The 18,467-nt window shown below is 70.7% G+C and carries 13 protein-coding genes and 2 pseudogenes; 2 read left to right on the top strand and 13 right to left on the bottom strand.

Features of this window, described 5'->3' with window-relative positions:
- Positions 1 to 3 precede the first annotated feature (3 nt).
- The 10 genes from ACZ43N_RS21250 to ACZ43N_RS21295 all read right to left on the bottom strand — a co-directional run bounded on the left by ACZ43N_RS21250 (position 4) and on the right by ACZ43N_RS21295 (position 9,953).
- Entirely contained in the window at positions 4 to 1,041 is a 1,038-nt protein-coding gene (locus ACZ43N_RS21250; protein ID WP_468099381.1) for a PfkB family carbohydrate kinase, read from the bottom strand.
- On the bottom strand, positions 1,038 to 1,670 hold the full coding sequence (locus tag ACZ43N_RS21255; protein WP_468099383.1) for a bifunctional 4-hydroxy-2-oxoglutarate aldolase/2-dehydro-3-deoxy-phosphogluconate aldolase: 633 nt from the start codon (positions 1,668 to 1,670) through the stop codon (positions 1,038 to 1,040). Before ACZ43N_RS21255 ends, ACZ43N_RS21250 begins: the two co-directional genes overlap by 4 nt.
- A complete protein-coding gene (locus ACZ43N_RS21260) occupies positions 1,667 to 2,428 on the bottom strand; it encodes an SDR family oxidoreductase (RefSeq protein WP_468099385.1) in 762 nt (253 codons plus the stop codon). The genes ACZ43N_RS21255 and ACZ43N_RS21260 overlap by 4 nt, the downstream gene beginning before the upstream one ends.
- The gene (locus ACZ43N_RS21265; protein WP_468099387.1) at positions 2,425 to 3,477 is read right to left on the bottom strand and encodes a zinc-dependent alcohol dehydrogenase; all 1,053 of its coding nucleotides are present in this window, start codon (positions 3,475 to 3,477) and stop codon (positions 2,425 to 2,427) included. The genes ACZ43N_RS21260 and ACZ43N_RS21265 overlap by 4 nt, the downstream gene beginning before the upstream one ends.
- A complete protein-coding gene (locus ACZ43N_RS21270) occupies positions 3,474 to 3,911 on the bottom strand; it encodes an RbsD/FucU domain-containing protein (protein WP_468099389.1) in 438 nt (145 codons plus the stop codon). Before ACZ43N_RS21270 ends, ACZ43N_RS21265 begins: the two co-directional genes overlap by 4 nt.
- Positions 3,902 to 4,819 (bottom strand): amidohydrolase family protein, encoded by a 918-nt coding sequence (locus tag ACZ43N_RS21275; protein WP_468099390.1) that lies wholly within the window; start codon positions 4,817 to 4,819, stop codon positions 3,902 to 3,904. The genes ACZ43N_RS21270 and ACZ43N_RS21275 overlap by 10 nt, the downstream gene beginning before the upstream one ends.
- Positions 4,812 to 6,137: an L-fuconate dehydratase gene (locus tag ACZ43N_RS21280; RefSeq protein WP_468099392.1), complete on the bottom strand. Its 1,326-nt coding sequence runs from the start codon at positions 6,135 to 6,137 to the stop codon at positions 4,812 to 4,814. Before ACZ43N_RS21280 ends, ACZ43N_RS21275 begins: the two co-directional genes overlap by 8 nt.
- Positions 6,138 to 6,233: 96 nt before the next feature.
- Entirely contained in the window at positions 6,234 to 7,277 is a 1,044-nt protein-coding gene (locus tag ACZ43N_RS21285; RefSeq protein ID WP_468099491.1) for an ABC transporter permease, read from the bottom strand.
- Positions 7,278 to 7,281: 4 nt separating this feature from the next.
- Positions 7,282 to 8,844, bottom strand: a complete 1,563-nt coding sequence (locus ACZ43N_RS21290; protein ID WP_468099394.1) for a sugar ABC transporter ATP-binding protein — start codon at positions 8,842 to 8,844, stop codon at positions 7,282 to 7,284.
- Positions 8,845 to 8,888: 44 nt separating this feature from the next.
- Entirely contained in the window at positions 8,889 to 9,953 is a 1,065-nt protein-coding gene (locus tag ACZ43N_RS21295; protein ID WP_468099396.1) for a sugar ABC transporter substrate-binding protein, read from the bottom strand.
- A gap of 426 nt (positions 9,954 to 10,379) precedes the next feature.
- Between ACZ43N_RS21295 and ACZ43N_RS21300 the strand changes: the two genes are divergently transcribed.
- Entirely contained in the window at positions 10,380 to 12,611 is a 2,232-nt protein-coding gene (locus tag ACZ43N_RS21300; RefSeq protein ID WP_468099397.1) for an alpha-L-fucosidase, read from the top strand.
- A gap of 371 nt (positions 12,612 to 12,982) precedes the next feature.
- Here ACZ43N_RS21300 and ACZ43N_RS21305 read toward each other — a convergent pair.
- Positions 12,983 to 14,023, bottom strand: a pseudogene (locus ACZ43N_RS21305) (glycoside hydrolase family 10 protein); the annotation flags it as partial.
- 52 nt (positions 14,024 to 14,075) lie between these two features.
- Positions 14,076 to 15,707 carry a glycoside hydrolase family 43 protein gene (locus tag ACZ43N_RS21310; RefSeq protein ID WP_468099493.1) on the bottom strand — a complete coding sequence of 544 codons (1,632 nt, stop codon included), beginning with the start codon at positions 15,705 to 15,707 and terminating at the stop codon, positions 14,076 to 14,078.
- A 623-nt stretch (positions 15,708 to 16,330) separates the two neighbouring features.
- On the opposite strand from ACZ43N_RS21310, the pseudogene ACZ43N_RS21315 reads away from it, so the two are divergent.
- Positions 16,331 to 17,212, top strand: a pseudogene (locus tag ACZ43N_RS21315) (CE1 family esterase); the annotation flags it as partial.
- Between the two features lie 98 nt (positions 17,213 to 17,310).
- Here the strand turns inward: ACZ43N_RS21315 and ACZ43N_RS21320 are convergent.
- Positions 17,311 to 18,435: a GH12 family glycosyl hydrolase domain-containing protein gene (locus ACZ43N_RS21320; RefSeq protein WP_468099399.1), complete on the bottom strand. Its 1,125-nt coding sequence runs from the start codon at positions 18,433 to 18,435 to the stop codon at positions 17,311 to 17,313.
- Between the last annotated feature and the right edge of the window lie 32 nt (positions 18,436 to 18,467).

The raw sequence follows: 18,467 nt of genomic DNA on the forward strand, positions 1-18,467 counted from the left end.
CGGTCAGCGCCGGACGGCGGCCGAGCCACCGGCCACGAGCGCTTCGACCTCCGCCAGCGAGGCCATGGAGACATCGCCCGGAGTGGTCATGGCGAGCGCCCCGTGCGCCGTGCCGTAGGCGAGGGCGTGCTCCAAGGAGGTGCCGGTGAGCAGCCCGTGGATGAGACCGGCCGCGAACGCGTCACCGGATCCGATGCGGTCCAGGACCTGCAGACCGGGCATGTCGGGGCCCTGGAGGAAACCGGTCGTCGGTGACCAGGCCGCCGAGGACCAGTCGTTCACGCCCGCCGACGGCACCGCGCGCAGGGTCGTCGCCAGCACCCGCACCGACGGCAGCCGGCCGGCGACCTCGGCGAGCGCGTCGGGTACCTCGTCCGGGCCGACCCGCACCGCTCCCGGGTACGGTCCGGCCAGGCCGAGGGCGCCCACCACCACGTCGGCGTGGCGGGCGAGCCGCAGATCGACCTCGCGGGCCCGGTCGGCACCGCCGCGGCCCGCCCAGAGGCTGGGACGGTAGTTGGGGTCGTAGGAGACGGTGACGCCGTGGCGGCGGGCGGCTGCCATGGCCTCGTCGGCGACCTCGACGGTGGTGTCGGACAGGCCGGCGAAGATGCCGCCCGTGTGGAACCAGCGGGGGCCGGAGGCGAACAGCGCATCCCAGTCGATGTCGCCTCGGCGCAGCTGGGAGACGGCGGTGTGGGCGCGGTCGCTGACACCGAGGGCGCCGCGGATGCCGTAGCCGCGCTCGACGAAGTTCAGGCCGTTGCGGGCGGTACGGCCGATGCCGTCATCGGGCACCCAGCGGATGAGTGAGGTGTCGACGCCGCCCTGGAGGATCAGGTCCTCGACGAGGCGGCCCACCGCGTTGTCGGCGAGGGCGGTGACGACGGCCGTGCGCAGCCCGAAGCAGCGGCGCAGGCCACGTACGACGTTGTACTCGCCGCCGCCCTCCCAGACCTGGAAGGTGCGGCTGGTGCGGATGCGGCCCTCGCCCGGGTCGAGGCGCAGCATGACCTCGCCCAGGGCCACCACGTCGGTCACGGGGCGCCCCTCTCCACGGCCTCGGCGGTCAGCCGGCGTATCCCGTCGAAGTCGCGGCGCTCCAGACGACCGGGAGTGGCCATCCAGCTGCCGCCGACGGCGAGGACCGCCGGGTGGGCGAGGTAGTCGGACATCCCGTCGAGGCCGATACCGCCGGTCGGTACGAAACGCATCCCCGGGAAGGGGGCGGCCAGCGCCCTCAGCAGCGCGCTGCCGCCGAGCGGTTCGGCGGGGAAGAGCTTGACGGTGTCCAGGCCCGCCCTGAGAGCGCGCATCAGCTCCGTGGGGGTGGCGATTCCCGGCACGACGGGCACTCCGAGTTCGTGGCATCGCCTGATGACGTCCCCGTCGTAGCCCGGGGAGACGACGAAGCGCGCACCCGCCGCCACGGCTCGTTCCGCCTGCTCGGCGGTGAGCACCGTCCCGGCCCCGACGACCAGGCCGCCGTGCGCGGCCATGGCTTCGAGGACCTGCTCGGCGTCGCGGGTGCGGAGGGTGACCTCGGCGCAGCGTGCGCCGCCCGCCGTGAGCGCGTCGGCCAGCGGGACGGCTGTGGCGGGGTCGGGCACGGTCAGTACGGGCAGGATCCGACAGCCGTCGAGCACGTCCGCCAGGTCGGCGCGGCTCATCGGCCCAGCCATCCGCCGTCGACGGGCAGGATCGTGCCGTGGACGTAGGCCGCGGCGTCCGAGGCGAGGAAGACGGTGGCGCCGGCGAGGTCGTCCGCGTTGCCCCAGCGTCCGGCGGGGATGCGGTCCAGGATCGCCTTGCTGCGGACCGGGTCGTCGCGCAGGGCCTGGGTGTTGTCGGTGGCGATGTAGCCGGGGGCGATGGCGTTGACGTTGACGCCGTGCGGCGCCCACTCGTTGGCCAGGGCCTTGGTCAGACCGGCGATGCCGTGCTTGGCGGCGGTGTAGCCGGGCACGGTGATCCCACCCTGGAAGCTGAGCAGCGACGCCGTGAAGACGACCTTGCCCCGGCCGCGCGCCACCATCGCCGCGCCCACCGCCCGGGTCAGCGCGAACTGGGCGCTCAGGTTGACCTGGAGTACCGACTCCCAGTCGTCATCGGGGTGGTCGACGGCGGGGGCGCGGCGGATGGTGCCCGCGTTGTTGACCAGGATGTCCACCGGGCGGTCCCGGCCGGCCAGCTCCGCGCCCAGGGTGCGCACGGCCGCGGGGTCGGCGAAGTCGGTCCGGATCGCCTCGAAGCTGCGGCCTACGGCGGTGACGTCCTTCTCCACGTCGCTGCCGGACTCCTCCAGGGAGGCGCTCACTCCGATGATGTCGGCTCCGGCGGCGGCGAGTGCGCGGGCCATGGCCCGGCCGATACCGCGCCGGGCGCCGGTGACGACGGCGAGCCTGCCGGTGAGGTCGAAGGCGTTCATACGGTGGCTCCCTGCGCGTCGTCGGTGTTGTCGGTGCAGTCCACCAGGATCTTCATCACGTCACCGCCGCCCTCCAGCGCCTCGAACGCAGCCGGCGCCTGGGTGAGGGGGACGACCTTGCTGATCAGCCGGTCGGCGGGGATCGTGCCGTCCGCGACCAGGGCGGCCGCCCGCTCGAAGTCGGAGCGGTCGTACAACCGGGCGCCGACCAGGGTGAGTTCCCGCCAGAAGAACCGGTGCAGGTTCACCTCGCGTGGCCGGGGATGGATCGCGACCAGACACAGCCGGCCACGCACGCCCAGCACCTCGACGGCCGTGTCCACACCGCCCGCCGCACCGGACACCTCGAACGCCACGTCCGCGCCCGCGTCGGCAGTCCACGAGCCGACCAGGGCGCCGATGTCGTCGGCGGCCGGATCCCAGACGGTCAGCCCCAACTCCTCGGCCAGCGCGCGGCGGTGAGCGCTGACCTCGACCACCCGCACCTCGGCCCCGGCAGCCCGCGCGACCAGAGCGATCAGCACACCGACCGGCCCACCGCCCACCACGACGGTCCTCTCGCCCTCGCGGACCTCCGCCCGGCCGACGTCGTGGACGGCCACCGCGGTGGGTTCCACGAGCGCGGCCCGGTCCAGCGCGAGTGATTCCGGCAGGCGGATCAGGGTGGTGGCGGGTACGGTCCAGCGCTGCTGCATGGCGCCGGGGGAGTCGATGCCGATGAAGTCGAGGTGCTGGCAGACATGCCGGTGACCGGCCCGGCAGGCCGGGCAGGTGCCGTCCCAGCGCAGCGGCATCACGGTGACCGCGTCCCCGACCTGCCAGCCCTCCACGCCCGGGCCGACCCGGACGATGCGGCCGGACATCTCATGGCCCAGGACCGCGGGCGCGGCGACCCGGGCGTCCATGTCGCCGTGGAAGATGTGCAGATCGGTCCCGCAGATACCGACATAGGCGGGGGCCAGCTCCACCTCGCCCGGGCCCGGCGGCACACTCGGTGCGATAGCCGTGTCCAGCGTGCGGGCGGTCGTGTAACGGACGGCGAGGGTCATCGTGTTCCCGTGGTCTCTACGGCGCGGACGCCGATGGTCAGCAGCAGGTTGGCGTAGGTGCGGATGTCGGCGGTGACGATCGCCAGCGCCAGGTCGGGGGAGCGGGCGGCGTCGTAGAACGCGAAACGGCCGAGGCTCTCCACCGGGGCGGGCGCCAGACGCGCGCGGTACTCGGCCACGGCCGGCGGCTCGGGTTCGCCCTCGGGGGGCACCATCACCTGGGCCGACTCCACGGGCAGCGCGGTCAGCAGGACGTCGAGGACGGTCGTGACGTCCAGCAGACCGGGGGCCAGGTTCAGGTGGACGGTCCTCGCGCGGTCACCGGTGGCGGTGCTCGCCGGGTAGTGGCCGTCGGCGAGCAGGACGCGGGCGCCGTGGCCGGCGCCGGCCAGCGCCTGGAGGATGCCGGGGTGCAGCAGGTCGGTCAGGAGCACGGTGTTTCCTCCTTCCTCTCGGGGGTTGGTGGTTCAAGGGGGCCGAGGCGGTAGAAGTCGGTCGCGGTGCCGGCGAGGATCGCCTCCGTCTCGGTGACGGAGCAGTCGCCGAGCAGTTCCTCGACGGTCGCCGCCCACGCGTTCCAGCCGCCCGCGAGTACGCAGACCGGCCAGTCCGAGCCGAACATCAGCCGTTCGGCGCCGAAGACGGAGAGCAACAGCTCCCACACCGGGCGGATGGCGTCGGTCGTCCACGTCCGGTGGTCGGCCTCCGTGACCAGACCGGAGACCTTGCAGCGCACCTGCGGATGACCGGCGAGCCGTCTCAACCCCTCTTCCCAGGCGTCGAGTTCGCCCGAGGCGAGGGGCGGCTTGCCCGCGTGGTCGAGGACCACCGGCAGACCCGGCAGACGCTCGGCGAGCCGCACCGCCTGGTCGAACTGGTGGCCGCGGATGAGGACGTCGTACGCCAGGCCGCGCTCCGCCACCGCTCGCAACGCCCGCTCCACGGAGGGCCGTTGCAGCCATCGCGGGTCGGACTCGCCCTGGACCAGATGGCGTACGGCACGCAGATACCTGCCGCCGGGCCCCTCCCGCATCTCGTCGAGGACGTCGCCGACGTCCGGAGAGGTCAGGTCGGCCCAGCCGACGACCGCGCCGACCAGGGGGTCCCGCTCGGCCAGGGCGAGGAGGTCACGGGTCTCCGGTACGGAGGTGACGCACTGGACGACCACGGTGCGGCCCAGCCGCCGCCCGGCGATCGGCCGGGTCGCGGCCGCCCGCAGGTCGTCCGTGCCGAAGGTCCGGCGGAGCGGCTCATGACCGGGTTCGTTCAGCCAGGGCTGTGGGCGGTGGTCCAGGTCCCACACGTGGTGATGGGCGTCGACCAGCCGAGGGGCGTCAGACACGGGCCGACCAGACCGGGCCGTCGGGATAGGCGTACTCCTTGAGCGACTCGGGGTGCATCTGTGCGCTCAGCCCGGGCCGGGAGGGCGCCAGATAGAGGCCGTCGGCGATGCGGACCGGGTCCACGAAGTGCTCGTGCAGATGGTCGACGTACTCGATGACCCGGTCCTCGGTCGTGCCGGAGACGGCGACGTAGTCGAACATGGACAGGTGCTGGACCATCTCGCACAGGCCCACCCCGCCCGCGTGCGGGCACACCGGCACGCCGAACTTCGCGGCGAGCAGCAGGATCGCGATGTTCTCGTTGACGCCGCCGACCCGCGCGGAGTCGATCTGCACGATGTCCACCGCCTCCGCCTGGAGGAGCTGCTTGAACACGACCCGGTTGGCAACGTGTTCACCGGTGGCGACCTTGATGGGGGTGAGCGCCTTGCGGACGGCGGCGTGGCCGAGGATGTCGTCGGGGGAGGTGGGCTCCTCGATCCAGTACGGGTCGTAGGGGGCCAGCTCGCGCATCCAGTCGATGGCCGGCTGGACGTCCCACCGCTGGTTGGCGTCGACGGCGATGCGGATGTCCGGGCCGACGGTCTCGCGGGCGGTACGCATGCGCCGAATGTCGTCCTGGAGGTCCGCGCCGACCTTCAGCTTGATCTGCGTGAAGCCGTCGGCGACGGCCTCGCGCGCCAGGCGGGACAGCTTCTCGTCGGAGTAGCCGAGCCAGCCGGGGGTGGTGGTGTAGGCGGGGTAGCCCCGCTCCAGCAGGTGGGCGATCCGCTCCTCGCGGCCCGGCTCGGCGCGGCGCAGGATCTCCAGTGCCTCCTCGGGGGTGAGGGCGTCGGACAGCCAGCGGAAGTCGACCTGCGCGACCAGTTCCTCGGGCGTCATCTCGGCGAGGAAGCGCCACACGGGCCTCCCGGCCCGCTTGGCGGCGAGGTCCCAGGCCGCGTTGACGACGGCTCCGGTCGCCATGTGGATGGCGCCCTTCTCCGGGCCGAGCCAGCGCAGTTGGGGATCGTGGACGAGGGAGCGGGAGAAGGCCCCGAGATCGCCGCAGACCTCCTCGACGGACAGGCCGACCACGTGGGGTGCGAGGGCCGCGATGGCCGCGGCCTGGACATCGTTGCCGCGGCCGGTGGTGAAGGCCAGGGCGTGCCCCTCCAGCTCGTCACCGGCGTCGGTGCGCAGGACGACGTACGCGGCGGAGTAGTCGGGCTCGGGGTTCATGGCGTCCGAGCCGTCGAGGTGTTCGGAGGTGGGGAACCGCACGTCCAGGACGTCCAGGGCGGTGATGCGGGCGGATGAGGGCACGGTGGAGGACATGGGCGGCAACTCCTGTGACGGGCAAGGGGGAATCGGTCCCCATGCGACGAGACGTGAACGCGGCGGAGGTCGGGCGGCCGGCGACGGCCGCCCGGGTCACTCCTGGACCTTGCCGCCGGTGATGCGGGAGATGGCGAGGGCGACCAGGATGATCAGGCCGTTGAGGGCGCCGATCCACTGGGCGGGGACCCCCGCGAGGGTGAGCACGTTCTGGATCATGAAGAGCAGCAGGATGCCGCAGAACGCGCCGAACATGGTGCCCTTGCCGCCGTTGAGGCTGATCCCACCGATGACGGCGGCGGCGAAGACGGTGAAGATGTAGCCGTTGCCCTGCGCGGAGGCGACCGAGGCGAGACGCCCGGAGAGCATCAGCCCGGCGAGCGCGGCGAGCACGCTGCCGGTGACGATGACGATCCACAGCACCCGGTCGGTGCGGATGCCCGCCGCCTTCGCCGCGTCGACGTTGCCGCCGATGGCGTACAGCGACCGGCCGAAACCGGTCCAGCCGAGCACGACGATCGCGACGGCGAACAGCACCAGGCAGATCCAGATCGACGCCGGCATCCCGAACCATGCGGCGGTGCCGAGGTGGAGCATCGACTCCGGCAGCTGGAAGAAGGTCTGGCCGCCGGAGATACCGGTGAGGACACCGCGCAGCACGATCAGCATGCCGAGGGTGACGATGAAGCCGTTGAGGCCGAACCGAATGATCAGCAGGGCGTTGACCACGCCGACGAGCGCGCCCACGGCGAGGGTGACGGGCACGGCCCAGGCGCCGGGAAGCAGCCCGAGTCCGTGGCCGGCGCCGGTCGGCACCACCAGCCAGGCCGCGACTCCGGGCGCGAGGCCCATGGTGGACTCCAGCGACAGGTCCATCTTCTTGACGATCAGGATCATCGTCTGGGCGAGGACCAGCAGGGCCATCTCGGACATCGTCTGCAGGACGTTGACGAGGTTGTCGGCCTGGAGGAAGACGGGGTTGACGATCTGTCCGACGATCGCGATGACCACGATGGCCGGGACCAGCGCGAGGTCGCGCATCCGGGCCAGGGGGATCCGGCCGCCGAGCAGCGCGGCCCGCTTGGCCCGTGGCTCGGTCACCCCGGTCGCGGCGCTGTCCGCGAGGACGGATTCTGGCATCACGTCAGGCATGCAGGTCCACTCCTTCCATCGCGGCCACGAGTTCGTGGTCGTGCCAGCCGCGGGCGATCTCTGAGGTCACACGGCCCTGGAACATCACCAGGACCCGGTCGCACATGCGCAGGTCGTCGAGTTCGTCGGAGGCGATGAGCACCCCCGTGCCGGTCTGCGCGGTCTCCTCGACCTTGCCGAGGAGGAACTCCTTGGAGCGCACGTCCACGCCCGCGGTCGGGTTGATCAGGACCAGCAGCCGGGGGTCGTCGGCGAGGGCGCGGGCCATGACGACCTTCTGCTGGTTGCCGCCCGAGAGCGCGGAGACGGGCAGCTCGGGTCCCGGTGTCTTGATCGCCAGCTTCTCGATCATGTTGCCGGCCAGCCGGTCCCGTCGGTCACGGCTGAGGAAGCCGTTCGTGCCGAGCCGGTGGGGAACGGACAGGGTGGCGTTGTCCGCGATCGACATGTCCGGTACGAAGCCCTGGTGGTGCCGGTCCTGGGGGACGAACCCGGCGCCGGCGGCGAGCGCCGCGGGCACACTGCCCGGCCGGGGGCGCTTCCCGGCGATCTCCACCTCGCCCGCCGCCGCGGCTCTCAGGCCGACGACGGTCTCGGCGACCTCGGTGCGTCCGCTGCCGGCGGCGCCCGCGAGCCCGACGATCTCGCCGGCCCCGACCCGGAGGGTGACGTCGTCGTAGCCGTCGCCCCGCAGGGCGTTGACGTGCAGCGCGGCCGGGGCTGCGGCGTCGAGGGTGCCGGCCCGTTCCGTGCGCCGGTCGGTCGCGGCCTCGCCGGTCATGGCGGCGACGAGGTCGGTCCGGGCGAGGTCCGCGACCGGCGCCGTCACGATGTGCCGGGCGTCGCGGAAGACCGTCACCATGTCGCAGATCTCGTAGATCTCCTGGAGGTGGTGGCTGATGAAGAGGAAGGTGACGCCCTGGCGTTGCAGATCGCGGATGCGGCCGAAGAGGCGGTTGATGGCGGCACCGTCGAGTTGCGCGGTCGGCTCGTCGAGGATGATGAACCGCGCCCCGAAGGACAGGGCCCGGGCGATCTCCACGAACTGCCTTTGCTCGACGCTCAGTTCCCCGGCGGGGGTCTGCGGGTCGACGTCCACCGACCAGGTCGACAGCAGTTCCTGTGCGCGGCGCCGGGTGGCCTGCCAGCTGATGAGCCGGCCGCGGGCCCGGTCGTGCCGGTTCAGGAAGAGGTTCTCGGCGACCGTCAGGGTGGGGATGATGGTCGACTTCTGGTAGACGCAGGCCACGTGGCGCCGCCAGGCGTCCCGGTCGCTGAGCCGGGGAGCGGGCCGGCCGCCGAAGGTCACCGTTCCCTCGTCGGGGGCCTGGAGACCGGTGAGGACCGACACCAGGGTCGACTTGCCGGCTCCGTTGCGGCCGACGAGGGCGTGGGTCTCGCCGGGCCGGATGGTGATCCGGGCGCCGTCGAGGGCCACGGTCGGCCCGAATCGTTTGACTATGCCCGCCGCCTCGACGACGGGCGGGTCCGAGGGGGCCCGTCCGCCGTCCGCCGGGGCGGGCGCGGGGGTGACTGTCCGCTCCCCGTCGCTCATCTCAACCGCCTTGTTCTCGTGAGCCTTCGCATTCGGGTGAGGGATCAGCCGAGGTTGTTGCCCCACAGCGACTTGTCGTCGCTCTTGACGCTGGGCACACCGCCGTAGGAGCCGCCGTCGGCGGTGACGAGCGGGGCGGAGAGCTGGTCCTCCAGCAGGCCGTCGCGGACCTTGATGATGGTGCTGTCGTGGTCGGTCTTGCCGGGCTTGAACGTCTTCCCGTCGATCGCGGCCTTCAGGTAGTACAGGGCGTACTTGGCGTACAGGTCGGCCGGCTGGGAAACCGTGGCGTCGATCTTGCCCGCGCCTATGGACTTCAGTTCCTCGGGGATGCCGTCGTTGGACACGACGAACACGTGCTTCTTGTCCTTCGGGTCCACCAGCAGACCCTTCTGCTTGAGGACCTGCAGCGTCCCCGACAGCGCGAAGCTGGACTGCATGTAGATGCCCTTGATGTCCGGGTGCTGGGTCAGCCGGGTCTGGAGCTTCTGCGCGGCGACCGCGCCGTCCCAGTTGGTGGCCTCACCGAACACCGTGATGTCCGGGTAGTTCTTCTTCATGCACTCGTTGAACGCCTCGGTGCGGTCACGGCCGTTGATGGAGTCCAGACCGCCCTGGAGCATCACGACCTTGCCCTTGCCGCCGAGCTTGGTGCCGAGGAACTGGCAGGCCTTCTCGCCGTAGGCGCGGTTGTCGGCGCGTACCACCATGAACACATTGCCGCTGTCGGGGCGGGTGTCGACCGTGACGACGGGGATCTTCTTCGCCTCCAGCTGCGCCAGGCTCGGGGCGATGGCGGCGGTGTCCTGCGGGGCCATCGCGACGCCCTTGACGCCCTGGCTGATGAACGTCTGCGCGTTGGCGGTGAGCTTGGCGACGTCGTTCTGCGAGTTGGTGGTCTTGAGGGAGAGGCCCAGCTCCTTGGCGTACTCCGGCGTGTACTTGATGTACGAGTTCCAGAAGTCGGTGTCGGAGCGCGGGTAGTCGACGCCGACCAGCGGCTTGCCGCCCGACGCCGAGGAGTCGGTGGAGCCGCTGCCGCACGCACTGAGCAGCGCCAGTGCGGACAGGGCGGATACGGCGGAACAGAGGGCTGTTCTGAGTCTCATGAGGGCTTCCTCGCGCTGGTCCCGTAGCGGGAGTTGTTTCGCCTCGACGACATCCGTGTATCGCGGCGCAGTAGAGATGGGATGTCTTTATAGGCTCGCTTCGGCCCGGCTGTCCAGACTCTTGCATAACTCCAGGGAAATGGGCAGCTCAGTGGGTGTCCTGGTGATGGGTCTGACCTGATGAGTGCAAGATCCATCCCATGAATGCGGCGGGCGGATCCTTGCGGACACGCCGAGGTCGGGAGCGAATACATACCATGTCTATGCATGTGCATAGCGGGACAGAGCGCGACAATTGGGGGCAATGCCGCTTCCCTCTAGTGCTTTTCATCCCTGCACGCCCGTTGACATCCCGAGGCGGCGTGCCCGAACTTCGACCGTGTCCCCCTGCGTTCCCCCCTCCCCCTCCGCATCAGGGATGTGACCATGTCTAGTTCGATCAGCAGACGCCGGCTCCTGGCCGGGGCCACCTGGGTGGCCGCCGCGGCCGTCGCCGGCGGTGTCCTCGGCGCCGGCGTGGCCCAGGCGGCGCCCAGTACCTACACGCCCGACTGGAATTCGGTCGACCAGCACCCGCCGGCCCCCGAGTGGTTCCAGGACGCGAAGTTCGGCATCTACTTCCACTGGGGCGTCTTCAGCGTCCCGGCCTTCGGCAACGAGTGGTACCCGCGCAACATGTACCGGGCCGGCGACTCCGCCAACCAGCACCACATCGCGACCTACGGCCAGCCCTCGGCGTGGCCGTACCACAACTTCATCAACGGTGCTCAGGACCTGGCGGGCAACTTCGTGCAGTTCGCGCCGAAGCTGAAGTCCGCCGGCGGGAAGTTCGACCCCGAGGAGTGGGTGCAGCTGTTCGTCGACGCCGGGGCCAGGTTCGCGGGCCCGGTCGCCGAGCACCATGACGGTTTCTCCATGTGGGACAGCCAGGTCAACGAGTGGAACTCCGTGAAGAAGGGCCCAGGTCTTGACCTGCTGAAGCTGTTCTCCACGGCCATCCGCGCCAAGGGCCTGAAGCTGCTGGTGGCCATGCACCACGCGTACAACTTCACCGGCTTCTACGAAGCCGCCCCCGCACAGACGGACCCCAGCCTCAAGAAGCTCTACGGTCAGCTGGGTTCGACCGCGGAGAACCAGCTCTGGTACGACAAGCTCAAGGAGGTCATCGACCGCGCCCAGCCCGACATCCTGTGGCAGGACTTCAATCTGGACGCCGTCGACGAGCAGCAGCGCCTGAACTTCCTGGCGTACTACTACAACCAGGCCAACAGCTGGGGCCGTGAGGTCGTCGCCACCTACAAGGACGGCATGAACGGCAAGGGCGAGGTCTTCGACTACGAGCGCGGCGGCCCGGCCGACCTCACCACCCCGTACTGGCTGACCGACGACAGCATCTCCAACAGCAGCTGGTGCTACACGCAGGGCATCGGCTACTACAGCATCAAGCAGATGCTGCACTCGTTCATCGACCGCGTGAGCAAGAACGGCAACGTGCTGCTCAACATCGCGCCGATGGCCGACGGCACCATCCCGCAGGCGCAGAAGGACATCCTGCTCGGCATGGGCGACCACCTGAAGCGCTTCGGCGAGTCGATCTACGCGACCCGTGCCTGGACGGTCTACGGCGAGGGCCCGACGAAGATGGGCGGTGGTTCCTTCACCAATCCGACGGCCGGCACGGCGCAGGACATCCGCTTCACCCGCAACAAGGCCGACAACGTCCTGTACGCCACCGTCCTGGGCTGGCCCGGCAGCTCCCTGACCATCAAGACGCTCAGCTCGGACCGCATCAACCTCTCCTCGCTGACCTCGGTGAAACTGCTCGGCTCCACCGCCGGCACCACCATCGACCTGCCCGCACCGACGCAGAACTCCTCCGGCCTCACGGTCGCCCTGCCGTCCTCCGCGCCCTACAGCGCCAACGCCTACGTCCTGAAGCTCTCCTTCTCCGGCACCATCCCGGCCGTGGCGCCGCCCGCAGGCGCCATCGCCTTCTCGGACGTCAACTACTCGGGCAACTCCGCCCCGTTGGCCCTCGGCGACTACACGGCCGCCGACCTGACCGCGGCCGGACTGGCCACACGCACCATCTCCTCCCTCCGCCTGGGCCCGGGCCACCAGGTGATCGGATACTCGGGAGACAACTTCACCGGCACCTCGTGGACGTTCACCGCCGACAACCCCGACCTGCGGAACACCGGCAACAACGACCAGATCACCTCCCTGAGGGTCCAGTTCAACCCGGCGACGTACTTCCGGATCACCAACCTCACCAACGGCCTGGCCCTGGACAGCGGCGGCGATGTCGCCTCCGGGTCCAACCTCAAGCAGTGGACGTGGGACGGCCACAACAACCTCCAGTGGCACGCCGAGCCGATCGCGGGCGGCTACTACCGGCTGGTCAACCGCACCAACGGCATGGTCGCCGACGGCTGGGGCGCCACCTCCGACGGCTCCGCGGCCAGGCAGGCGTCCTGGAACGGCAGCCCCAACCAGCAGTGGAGGATCACGAACCGGGGCGGTGACCGCTACACCGTCGCCAACCGTGCCACCGGCCTGGTCCTCGACGGAGGGGGCAACGTCTCCTCCGGCTCCGTCACCAAGCAGTGGACCAACGGGAGCAGCACCAACCTCCAGTGGACGTTCACGGCCCTCTGACCGGTCGGACGGCTGCGGCGCACGAACTCCGGCCGACAGGCGGGGGTCCCCCCGCCGATCGGCGGAGTGACGGCGGGCCGCCGGCGCGATGGGATGGGCCATGCCGCGCACACGAGGCGGCTGAACACGGAAGGTCCCCCCACACCGCCGGCGGGAAGCGGCGGAGGACACCGGCCCCTGAGCGGACGTCCTCCTGACGCCGGCGGGCGCCCCTCCGCCGCCCCCGGGCGGAGGGGCCTTCCCCCGTTCCACGGGCCGACCACGACGGACGGGCCCCCGGCGAACCACGCCGGGGGCCCGCGGCCGTCAGCATCCGGCGTCGGCGCACCGGAGCCGGTCCGGTGCGCACCGGCGGCCGGCCTCTGAGGTCAGGGCGTGCCGCCCATCGTGGTGAGCGTCGACCGGTAGGCCTGCTTCTTGTTGCCGCCGCGGTCGAACAGCAGCGGGTTCTCCCCGCTGCGCCAGGAGTCGCTGTCGCGGATGCCCCACACCGTGATGCCGGTGCAGCGCGCCACGTTCAGACAGGCCCGGACCGTGTTGGCGTACGCGTTCGCCGGGGCCTGCGCGATGTCCAGCTCGGTGATCTGCACGTCCACCCCGAGAGCGGCGAAGCTCGACAGCGTCGTCTGGAAGCTGCCGGGAGGGCCGCCGGCACCGAAGTGGGACTGGAGACCCACGCAGTCGATGGGGACGCCGCGCGCCTTGAAGTCGCGCACCATGCGGTAGACGCCCTGCGTCTTCGCGGCGTTCCAGTCCTCGATGTTGTAGTCGTTGTAGCAGAGCTTGGCCGACGGATCGGCGGCCCGGGCCGTGCGGAACGCCTCCTCGATGAAGCCGGTGCCCAGCACGTCCCGGAAGACCGAGCTGCGCATCTGGCCGCTGCCGCCGTCGGCGAAGGCCTCGTTGACCACGTCCCAGGAGTGGATGCGTCCCCGGTAGCGGCCCGCCACGGTGGTGATGTGGTTGTTCATCACGCTGCGCAGCGTGTTCGCGTCCCTGATGGAGTTGACCCAGCCGGGCAGCTGGGAGTGCCACACCAGGGTGTGACCGCGGACCTTCTGGCCGCGGGACGCCGCGCGGTTCACGATCTGGTCGGCGGAGCCGAAGGTGAACTGGCCGCGGCTGCGCTCGGTCGCGTCCCACTTCATCTCGTTCTCGGGTGTGACCTGGTTGAACTCGCGGTCCAGGATGCCGGTGTACTGGCCGTCACCGAGCCGGCCCGCGGCCACGGCGGTGCCGAAGTACCGTCCCGACTGGGCGGCTTGGGCGCCCAGCGTGCTGGCCCTCGGGGCGTCCGGCGAGTCCGGTGCGCGGTCCGCGCCGTTCGCGATGCCGGGCGTCACCAGGGCCACGACGGCTGCCAGGCCCAGTACCGACGCGCGACGTCGGCCGAGCCGTTTCGACGGGTTCATCGTTCTCCTCGTACGGTCGGGTGCGGGTGATGGTGATGCGGGTGCGACGGCCTCAGGGCGTGGACAGCTCGAACCGCGTGACGCGGACCGCGCCGCCCAGCGCCTGTGTGGCGTGGTTGAAGAGGGCGAACCGGTAGCCCATGAAGAAGCGCCAGTCGTTGCCCATGGAGAAGGCGGGACCGAGGCGGGTGAAGGTGACGCCGTCGGTGCTGTAGGAGAAGGCCGCGGGCCGGGGCGCTCCGGGACGGATGTCGGCGGTGGCCCGCAGCCAGACGCGACCGCCGGGCGCGTTCGCGCTCGCCCGCTCCACGCCCGTGCCGGTGGTGTTCCAACTGCCGTCCATCGTCAGCCCGTCCACCATCACGAGCCGGGTCACGCCGCCGTCGCGCTTGAGCCCGATCCAGGCGGAGGAGTCCCGAAGCAGCGCGAGTCCGGCCCGGTCGCCGTCCCGCATCGCCGAGTGGTCGAGCTGCACCGTGGCGGTGGACGTCGGCCCCTGGATGCGGTGCGTGAGGGTGTTCCGGGCCCAGTACAGGTCGTTGGTGACCGTCGCCGTCCGCAGGGTCAGGCCGTTGTTCACCGACCACTTGGTGTTGTCGGGGTTGTGGTTCCACTCCCACCTCGGCTTGAGGGCCGTCCCGTCGAAGGTGTCCACGCCGGTCATGGGGGTGACCTGGCGGGGCGGGGCGGGCACCACCGGGGCGGGATACGAGGTGCCCCACGCGCCGTTCACCAACTGCACCACGGGCCAGCCGTCCGAGGTCCAGGTGATGGGGGCCAGCGCAGGCACCCGGCCACCGGGGTAGGCGTCCACGAACGCCAGGTAGTACCAGGCGCCGTTCTGCGTCCGCACCAGCCCGCCCTGGTGCGGGACGCCCCCGCCGGGGATCGGCCCGCGCAGGTCGAGGAGGACCTGGCGCATGGTGTACGGACCGAAGGGGCCGCTGGACGACTTCAGGATGTACTGGCCGTTCGCGGGGCGGGTCAGGAAGATGTAGTACTGCCCGTTGATCTTGTAGAAGCGGGAGCCCTCCAGGGTGCCGACACTCGACGGTGTCGTGAACACCTGCTGGGTACGGACCTGGGTGCGGCCGTCGGGCGACAGCTGCGCCACGCTGATCGTGGTGTTCCCGTACGCCACGTACAGCGTGTCGTCGGTGTCCACGAGCAGCCCGGCGTCGTAGTACGGCGTGTTGATGGTGGTGAGCCTGTTCCAAGGTCCCTCGACGGCGGTGGCCGTGTAGATGTACGTCCTGGCGAAGTCGATCTGGCCGAGCCAGTAGAAGGTCCCGTTGCTCGGCCGGTGGGCCAGGGAGGACGCCCAGATGCCCCGGACGTACCCGCGACCGCCGTTCAGGTCGTACTTGGCGCCGAAGTCGAGGCTCGGCACCGAGTGGCCGGCGATCTCCCAGTTCACCAGGTCGTACGAGCGCAGGACGGGGGCGCCCGGCGAGTAGTGCATCGTCGAGGCCGAGGCGTAGTAGGTGTCGCCGACGCGGATGACGTCGATGTCGGCGAAGTCCTGCCAGACGACCGGGTTGGTGAAGTTCGCCGCGGCGCTGCCCGGCCCCTCGGCGGCGATGCCGCGGGCCGCCGCGGTCAGGGGGAGGAAGGCGCCCGACGCCAGCCCCGCGGCCGCGGTCAGCGCTCGACGACGGCCCCACTGGTGACGAGGGCATGACATATCCATGTCGGTCTCCTTGTGTGGCCGGGCCATTGGGGGCGGCGGGCGAACCGCCGGCGGCCGGGCGGTGGGGGGGCGGCGCCGGAGTGAGGTGCGGGTACGGCGATGTGCGCGTGCGTGGGGGGTGCTCTGTCTCTTCTCGCGGTGTGCGGCGATCGGGAGGGTCAACCCTGTTCGCCCTCTCGGACACCAGCCGACTCATCGAGCACTTCGGATGATAGGAGCACGATGAACCGAGTCAATACCCCTCGCATGATTCGCCTTTGAACTCGAAATCTTTCGCTCGATCAGGGGGCTGAAATCGAGCGGATGGGGCGCGAGGTGCGTCGGTCGAGAGGTGTTGACATGTACTGCTGCCTCTCTATGCTCCCGGACTACCACCGGGCGGCCGGTGTGGTTCGATCGTGAACAAGCTCGAATCTTGCGCCCGTTCATCAATGTCAGGTGCACGACATTTCATCGGTCCGTGACCGCTTCGGCGGTGAGGCGCTCACGGACGCGCGGTGCCCGCATCGGCCCCGCCCACCCCGCGCAGCCGTATTCCGAGACAGAGGAGTCGCATGATCACCAGGACAAAGAACCTCTTACGGCCCGCCGTGGTCGCGGTCCTGCTCGTCCTGACCATGGCTGGCACAGCCCTGACCGCAGGCCCCGGCGCGGGCTCCGCGCTCGCGGCCTCCGAACCCGCCGCCGGACCCGCCCGGGAGGCCGCCGCGAGCCCCGGCTGCGGCAAGGCGCCCGGCCTGGCCAGCGGTACCCACACGATCCAGAGCAGCGGCAAGAACCGGAACTTCATCCTGCGGGTCCCGGACGGCTACGACCGCAACCGCGCCTACCGGCTGGTCTTCGGCTTCCACTGGCTGGGCGGCACCTCCAACGACGTCGCCACGGGCCGTACCGTGGAGACCGGCACGTGGGCGTACTACGGGCTCCAGCGGCTGGCGAACAACAGCACGATCTTCGTCGCGCCCCAGGGCCTCAACAACGGATGGGCCAACTCCGGCGGCGAGGACATCACCCTCGTCGACGACATGCTCAGGCGGATCGAAGGGGCTCTGTGCGTCGAGACGACGCAGCGCTTCGCCCTCGGCTTCAGCTACGGCGGCGCCATGTCCTACTCGATCGCGTGCTCCCGCGCGAACGTCTTCCGCGCGGTCGCCGTCCAGAGCGGCGGCGTCCTCAGCGGATGCAACGGTGGTAACCAGCGCATCGCCTACCTCGGTGTGCACGGCCTCAGGGACAGCGTCCTGAACATCTCCGGCGGACGGTCGATGCGGGACAGGTTCGTCAGGAACAACGGCTGCGCCGCCCAGAACCCCCCCGAGCCGGCGCAGGGCAGCCTCCAGCACCGGGTCACCACCTACTCGGGATGCGCGGCCGGGTACCCGGTCGCCTGGGCCGCCTTCGACGAGGGGCACATCGCCGCGCCGCAGGACGGACGTGGCGGTGACAGCGGCTCCCGGACCTGGCTGCCGGGCGAGATCTGGAAGTTCTTCACCCAGTTCGGTTAGACCACCGCGCCCCGGGCGGGTCGGCCACGGGGGACCGGCCGACCATGACCGGCCGGCGCCGGACGCCGCACGAGCGTCCGGCGCCGGTCGTGTCACGCCCTTGTGCAGGCCGTGCCGTTCAGGCTGAACGCGCCCGGCGAGGCGAAGGCGCCGCTGTAGGTGCCCTGGAAGCCGAACGTCTGACTGCCACCGGGGGAGATGCTCGCGTTGTGCGCCAGGCTGCTCGCCGTGACGGAACCCGACGACGGCGACACGGACGCGCTCCAGGCTCCGGTGATCTGCTGACCGGACGGCAGGGTGAAGGCGAGCCGCCAGCCGTCGACGGGCGACGAACCCGTGTTGGAGACCGTGACGTTCGCGGTGAAACCGCCCTGCCACACGTTCGTGGCGTACGACACCGCGCACCCGGAGCCGCCGCCCGGACCGCCGGGCCCGCCGCCCGTCTCGACGGTGGAGGAGAACGAGTTCACGGACAGCCCCGTGCCGTTCCGCCAGGGCTCGAAACCGGCCTGAACACTCGTCAGGTACCAGTTGTTCTGCGCCATCCCGCGGGCCACGGCCTGCCGGACGAAGTCCATCACGTCGAAGCTCCAGCTGCCGATGGCCGACGGGGCGACGAAGGACAGCACGTCGTTGGAGCCGTTGCCGCCCTGCCACACCTGCCAGCTGCGCCCGCCCACGGTGGCCGTGCCGACCTGGGAGCCGATGGGCTGGATCGGGCCCACCTTGTTGAGCCAGATCATGATCTCGGTCCGGTTCACCCCGTCGGTGCGGGGCGTCGGGTCCAGCCAGATGTCGTACGAGGCGTTGTAGACGGCGTCGCCGACGTACCCGTACGAGATGCTGCTCGGCGCACTGGAGATGCGGGAGAGCTGCGCGGGGAGGTTCGTCCCCGGCGAGCAGTTGGTGTAGTGGCAGCCGTTGAAGACGGAGGGGTACGACTTCGGCGCGCCGTTGGTGGGGACGGAACCGTCGGCCCGGCTGACCCGGAAGCCGGAGCTCGTGGTCGTGACGCACTGGGTCTCGTTGCTGCCCCATCGGTTGTTCTGGACGACGTACCGGCCCTGGATGACGGCCGAGCCGAACTGTTCGCACACCGTCGTGTCGGCCTGGGCCGGCGGTGTGGCGGCGAAGAGCGCCGCGACGGTGGTGAGCGCGGTGACGAACGCGCCCAGCGGGCCGCGCAGGAGGCGCGGAAGACGTGGTGACGGTCGCATGGGGGACCTCTTTCGGAGGTACGGCCGGGAAG

The organism is Streptomyces sp. NPDC030814 (genome assembly GCF_055572155.1).

What these genes read in the sequence shown, in the direction of transcription:
- ACZ43N_RS21255 (WP_468099383.1), bottom strand. Translation starts at nt 1,670, where the DNA reads ATGAGCCGCGCCGACCTGGCGGACGTGCTCGACGGCTGTCGGATCCTG.
- ACZ43N_RS21260 (WP_468099385.1), bottom strand. Translation starts at nt 2,428, where the DNA reads ATGAACGCCTTCGACCTCACCGGCAGGCTCGCCGTCGTCACCGGCGCC.
- ACZ43N_RS21265 (WP_468099387.1), bottom strand. Translation starts at nt 3,477, where the DNA reads ATGACCCTCGCCGTCCGTTACACGACCGCCCGCACGCTGGACACGGCT.
- ACZ43N_RS21280 (WP_468099392.1), bottom strand. Translation starts at nt 6,137, where the DNA reads ATGTCCTCCACCGTGCCCTCATCCGCCCGCATCACCGCCCTGGACGTC.
- ACZ43N_RS21285 (WP_468099491.1), bottom strand. Translation starts at nt 7,277, where the DNA reads ATGCCAGAATCCGTCCTCGCGGACAGCGCCGCGACCGGGGTGACCGAG.
- ACZ43N_RS21290 (WP_468099394.1), bottom strand. Translation starts at nt 8,844, where the DNA reads ATGAGCGACGGGGAGCGGACAGTCACCCCCGCGCCCGCCCCGGCGGAC.
- ACZ43N_RS21295 (WP_468099396.1), bottom strand. Translation starts at nt 9,953, where the DNA reads ATGAGACTCAGAACAGCCCTCTGTTCCGCCGTATCCGCCCTGTCCGCA.
- ACZ43N_RS21300 (WP_468099397.1), top strand. Translation starts at nt 10,380, where the DNA reads ATGTCTAGTTCGATCAGCAGACGCCGGCTCCTGGCCGGGGCCACCTGG.
- ACZ43N_RS21310 (WP_468099493.1), bottom strand. Translation starts at nt 15,707, where the DNA reads ATGTCATGCCCTCGTCACCAGTGGGGCCGTCGTCGAGCGCTGACCGCG.
- ACZ43N_RS21320 (WP_468099399.1), bottom strand. Translation starts at nt 18,435, where the DNA reads ATGCGACCGTCACCACGTCTTCCGCGCCTCCTGCGCGGCCCGCTGGGC.